Origin of the sequence: Streptococcus sp. VTCC 12886 (assembly GCF_049893425.1) — a bacterium.
In the GTDB taxonomy this organism is placed as follows: Bacteria; Bacillota; Bacilli; order Lactobacillales; family Streptococcaceae; genus Streptococcus; species Streptococcus suis_AA.
In genome coordinates this window covers 1-5,244 of the sequence record NZ_JBMVJB010000057.1, presented here as the reverse complement: position 1 = coordinate 5,244, position 5,244 = coordinate 1, and the positions used below count along the sequence as shown (strand labels likewise).

Below are 5,244 nucleotides of genomic sequence, written 5' to 3'. Positions count from 1 at the left end.
TATATAAAAAGAACCGAAGAAATGGAACGCTCTTCGGCTTTTCGGTGTCTACTGAAATCAAGGTATTAATGGGAATACCAGCCTAAGATATTCTGAGTTCAGAGAGGGCTCGTTTGATTTTCAAACTTCGCAACAGAACCCCAAAACATAACAGCACCTCTATAAAAGCTACCGCTGTTTTGGAAAAATTAACAAATTAAGAAAAAACAGATTACAATAGAAACTTCATGAAAAGCTACTTACAAAGCGGTAGTTTTTTTATTGCTTTGTAAGTTTCATTAGTTATTGTAATCTGTAAATAATTTTTAGTATATTATTATTTTTTGACTTTCATTAATCTTAATCCATTTAATGTAACTAGTAATGTGGCACCCATATCTGCTACAATTGCAATCCATAATGTTAACCAACCCGGAAGCACTAATAGCAATGCCAATAACTTGATTCCAAGAGAAAATGTTATATTCTGTTTAATGATTTTTAATGTCTTTCGACTAAGATTTACAATGAATGGTAATTTCTTTAAGTCATCTCCCATTAAGGCAACATCAGCTGTTTCTAAAGCAGTGTCAGTTCCAGCTCCCCCCATTGCTATTCCTACAGTAGAAGCAGCTAAGGCAGGGGCGTCATTTACACCATCTCCAATCATAGCGACTTTGCCGTATGTTTGTTTTAATTCTTTAATGTAAGTAAGTTTATCTTCTGGCATTAACTCTGCTTTTATATCAGAAACACCAATTTCTTTACCTATAAACTGTGCTGTGTCATTATTATCTCCTGTTAGCATAATAGTGTGAGCAATCCCTAATTTATGAAGTTGCGCAATAACTTCTTTACTAGATTCCCTAACTTCATCAGCCACAGCTATGATTGCTAAAATATTTGATTCTGTTCCAAATAGCATAGCTGTTTTTCCTTGCTTTTGTAATGATTGGTATGTTTGAGATATACTTTGAGATTTTTCTAAACTAGATTCAAAAAGTTTTGAGCTACCAATGTAATAGGTTATACCATCTACATCACCCTTAACACCTTTACCAGTGATTGATGAAAAATTATCAATTTCTATTGACTTGTAATCGACATTATCAATCATAGCTTTTGAAATGATTGCAGAGGCAAGAGGGTGTTGTGACAAGGTTTCTAAAGCTGTAATAATTGAAAGTGATTTCTGTTCGTCCATATGTTGAGAATAAGGAATAAAATCAGTTACAACTGGTTTTCCTTTCGTCAATGTACCTGTCTTATCAAAAGCAATCGCTTGTAGTCCACCAATTTCTTCTAAGTAAATTCCACCTTTTACAAGAACACCGTTTTTTGCTGAATTACCAATTGCAGAAACGATAGATACTGGAGTGGAAATTACTAGTGAACAAGGACAACCTACAACTAGAAGAGATAACCCTTGATATACCCATGTATCCCAATCACCTCCAAAAAATAGAGGTGGAACGACTGCAACAAGCAAAGCAATAAGCATAATAATAGGTGTATAATACTTCGCGAACTTATCTACAAACGCTTGCGCTGGTGCTCGTTCACCTTGTGCTTCTTCAACTAAATGTATAATCTTTGAAATTGTAGTATCTTCTACATGTTTCGTCACCTTTACTTCTAATAGTCCTTCTTCGTTTAATGTTCCAGCAAAAACTTCATCATCAACTTTCTTTTCAACTGGAATGGATTCTCCAGTAATTGCGGACTGATTAATTGCAGAATAGCCCTTTATGACAACTCCGTCCATAGCAATTTTTTGCCCAGGTTTTATAATCATAATATCCCCAATTTGAATATCGCTAACCGCAATCATTTGTTCCACATTATTACGGCGTATCAAAGCTTCTTTGGGAGCAATATCCATTAATGAACGAATCGATTGTCTGGCTTTATCCATGGAATATCGTTCCAAAACTTCACTTAAAGCAAAGAGGATTACGACAATAGAACCTTCTGCCCATTCCCCGATGATGGAAGCACCAATAATAGCAATAGTCATTAGTGACTCCATTGTAAAATCTAATTTTAATAAATTGGATATACCTTCTTTAAATAAGCTAAAACCTCCAATAATTATTGCGACAACATACAGAGCAATTGTAATCGTTGAATCTTCTCCACTAATATTTTGAGAAATAAAGGCTAACAAAATGAAGACTACTGATACAACTAAATGCCAATTCTTTTTTAGAAAGGATTCTTTCTTTAATGGTGTGTTGGAATAATCTTTTTCAGGAGAGATTTTTAAATTTTCAAATGCTCCAGCCTTTTCTATTTGACTAATAGAAGTTTCTCCATAAACTGTAATCTTGCCTGCTCCAAAGTTTACCTTTGCGTCAGTAACTCCGCTAATATTTTTTACATTTTTTTCAAACTTTCCTGCACAATTTGTACAAGATAAGCCTTCTACACGGTAAGTTGTTTGTTTACTTGCTTTACTCATAAAGCTCCTCCTTTTTCAATAACATTCAAGTGTTTGTTTGAATATTTACAAATATATAATACCAGATTAAAGAATAACATTCAAGTGTTTGTTTGAATAAATTTTAAAAAAGTTTATAGCTAGAAAATCTTGTCTAATATTTAAAATTTAGAATAAAAAAAATATATGCTTGTATTAATCTAAGCAAATGTTATAATAGCAACCAAAAAGGAGGTTTTTAATGAAGATTTTAAATGGAAAGATTATTTCTAAACAAAATTTACTTTTACTGGGAATTATGATAAGTGCCGTTTTAATTGACCAACTATCAAAAATCTGGCTAACTTCAAGCTTACAAATAGGAGAATCAATAGAACTTATTCCATCTTTTTTCAAGATAACATATGCTCAAAATACAGGTGCAGCATGGAGTGTTTTAGAGGGGCATATGACGTTCTTTTATGTAGTGACTATAATTGCATTGATACTATTAGGGTGGTATTTTAAAAATCTTAAAGATTACCAAATTGTTCAAAAAATAGGAGTAATACTAATGATTGCTGGAACGTTAGGTAACTTTATTGATCGTTTATTATTTCAATTTGTACGTGATTCTTTGGATTTTCGTATTTTAGATTACAACTTTCCTATTTTTAACATCGCTGACATTTTACTAGTTAGCGGAGTTTTTTTACTCATTATCGATGAAACAATAAAAACTTTTAATATCCGTTCTAAATTAAAGAAGTAATATCATCTTAAGGCTTAAGATTTATTTATGCCTAAATTAACAGAAAAAACCTCTCTTAAATTTTTAAACTAGGACTAACATCAGTTTGCTTAAAATATAAAGAGAGGTTTTAATTTAGTATGAATTTTTTGAAATGCAGGAAAGTTATTGATGTATTTATCCTAAATTTTTCATAGTACAATATCCTTGATTAATCTCTCCACTAAGGAGTTATTTAATGAATAATAGACCATCTTCCCGACCTTTTTATTTTGAACTACTCCCGCTTTGCTCAATATTTTTAGGTGATGAGAAGTAGTTGCTACTGTTGAATTTACGATAATTGAAATATCACAAACACATAATTCTTTTTCTAAAGTTAAAGCATAAGCAATAGTTATTCTTGTTTCTTCAGATAGTGCTTTAAAAATTTGACTAATATTGTTTAATTTTTTATCGACTAATGATGTTTGAATCTTTTGAACCTTTTCTTCATCAAAACAAGTTTTTTCACAAATATCTTTCATGTTTCGATACGCTCCTTTTCACAAATTACATTCAAACATATATTTGAATATAATCTAATGATATCATGCTTTTAATGATTGTTCAATTTATTTTTGCTTTTTCCAGTAATTAGAAATACAAAAGAACATAACCTAAATTAATTAGTTTTCGCTAAATATTTTTAATGATTTTCCAGTTTTCTTTTTTCTGCAAAGTCAGCTCAAACTGGGATAGCTGTGTAACCTTAGTTTCTTTATCAAGGTATTTCACTGTGACAGTAACTGTCATTTGATTGTCTGTTTGCGTATAAACTGGATTTACTAGTTCCACAAACACATAGTCTTTATTGACTACATCAAGAGCCTGATTACTCACATAGTATGATAGCTCTTTTTCTGTTGCAGTAGGATAGAGCTTAAAGAATGTGTCTAGAAAACTATTGATTTCCTCTGTGGTAACAGCGTCCACCGTTCCATCACTATCAGAAAGAACTGCTTCATAATTTGACTTTTGGGGTTTGCTATTGATAGTAGGATTCTTAATGATTACCATATTACCAGCTTCATCAACATAAACAGTAACAGTATAGGTGGAAATTATATTCTTCTTGTTCTCGCCCTCTGTAATCTGTTGTCCTACTGAAAAAAGTACATCATAGACATTTTCATTATTCTGTGTCACACTCCATACTTGAAAGCTGTTAACGATAGAACTGGTAGGAATATCAGAACGAACCATTTCAGTATTTAACTGTTGTAGGTTTTCGGTCAGATAATTCTTTAGCCGTTCATTTCGACTGGTCTGTGAATCTTGCGACTGTTGCCATGAGAAATATTCCTTGCTGAATGATTCTACAAAGCTCTCAATACTATTCGTATCAACAACCTGTTTCTCAATGATTTCTTTTTCATGGACGGTGTGGATATCAATCGCTGTAAAGTTCTTATAGATTCCAAAGCTCACACTTCCTATCAGTAATACCCATAAGGCAATCGTGAGTTTTTTATGTGTTCCTACTCTGATGGTGGGAATCTGTTTTTGCTTCTTTGGTTTGTCTGGTTTTTCTTTTCGTTCAATTTTGATTTTCATTTTATTAATTCCTTACTATTTGATAATACGTCCAGCTCCAATTAAATGGGCTTGCCAATAGCTGTCTGTGAGGTTGGTATAACCAATAGGATCACCTGCGTGGTACATTTGGTTATTACCAACATAGATTCCAACATGTGTCACATAACTACCAGCGTCATAGGTCGAGTGGAAAAAGACTAAATCGCCAGCTTTGGCTTCTGATAAGGGGATATGTGAAGTTACATCATATTGAGCTTGTGCAACTCTAGGAAGTTGAATCCCAGCTACGGCATAACTCCATTGTGTCAATCCGCTACAATCAAAAGAAGTAGAGGGAGAAGAACCACCAAACACATAGGGGTAGCCCTCATATTTCAATGCTTCATTCATAATGATTTGTACGGTTTCATCATCAAACTGAACTGGTGTAAGGTATTGAGGGTTCTGTTGCAAAGTTTTAAATCTACTATCAAATAAGGTAGAATAATAGAAAAAGATAGCAGGAGGAATGACGATG

The 5,244-nt window shown here is 32.7% G+C and carries 5 protein-coding genes and 1 pseudogene; 2 read left to right on the top strand and 4 right to left on the bottom strand.

Features of this window, described 5'->3' with window-relative positions; all coding sequences use genetic code 11:
* Window positions 1-86 (top strand): annotated as a pseudogene (locus ACPC57_RS11270) (IS6 family transposase); the annotation flags it as partial.
* A 230-nt stretch (window positions 87-316) separates the two neighbouring features.
* On the opposite strand, the gene ACPC57_RS11265 reads toward ACPC57_RS11270, so the two are convergent.
* Window positions 317-2,440 (bottom strand): heavy metal translocating P-type ATPase, encoded by a 2,124-nt coding sequence (locus tag ACPC57_RS11265; RefSeq protein ID WP_434066985.1) that lies wholly within the window; start codon window positions 2,438-2,440, stop codon window positions 317-319.
* A gap of 220 nt (window positions 2,441-2,660) precedes the next feature.
* Between ACPC57_RS11265 and lspA the strand changes: the two genes are divergently transcribed.
* Entirely contained in the window at window positions 2,661-3,170 is a 510-nt protein-coding gene (gene lspA, locus ACPC57_RS11260) for a signal peptidase II (protein ID WP_434066984.1), read from the top strand.
* A 170-nt stretch (window positions 3,171-3,340) separates the two neighbouring features.
* Here lspA and cadC read toward each other — a convergent pair whose 3' ends face one another.
* The 3 genes from cadC to ACPC57_RS11245 form a co-directional block, all read right to left on the bottom strand.
* Window positions 3,341-3,676: a Cd(II)-sensing metalloregulatory transcriptional repressor CadC gene (gene cadC, locus ACPC57_RS11255; protein ID WP_039670422.1), complete on the bottom strand. Its 336-nt coding sequence runs from the start codon at window positions 3,674-3,676 to the stop codon at window positions 3,341-3,343.
* A 151-nt stretch (window positions 3,677-3,827) separates the two neighbouring features.
* On the bottom strand, window positions 3,828-4,745 hold the full coding sequence (locus ACPC57_RS11250) for a conjugal transfer protein (protein WP_434066983.1): 918 nt from the start codon (window positions 4,743-4,745) through the stop codon (window positions 3,828-3,830).
* 15 nt (window positions 4,746-4,760) lie between these two features.
* On the bottom strand, window positions 4,761-5,244 hold a 484-nt coding region (locus ACPC57_RS11245), incomplete at its 5' end, for a C40 family peptidase (protein WP_434066982.1).

Excerpts from the sequence above, each read along its gene's own strand:
- ACPC57_RS11265 (WP_434066985.1), bottom strand. The coding sequence starts at position 2,440 with ATGAGTAAAGCAAGTAAACAAACAACTTACCGTGTAGAAGGCTTATCT.
- lspA (WP_434066984.1), top strand. The coding sequence starts at position 2,661 with ATGAAGATTTTAAATGGAAAGATTATTTCTAAACAAAATTTACTTTTA.
- cadC (WP_039670422.1), bottom strand. The coding sequence starts at position 3,676 with ATGAAAGATATTTGTGAAAAAACTTGTTTTGATGAAGAAAAGGTTCAA.
- ACPC57_RS11250 (WP_434066983.1), bottom strand. The coding sequence starts at position 4,745 with ATGAAAATCAAAATTGAACGAAAAGAAAAACCAGACAAACCAAAGAAG.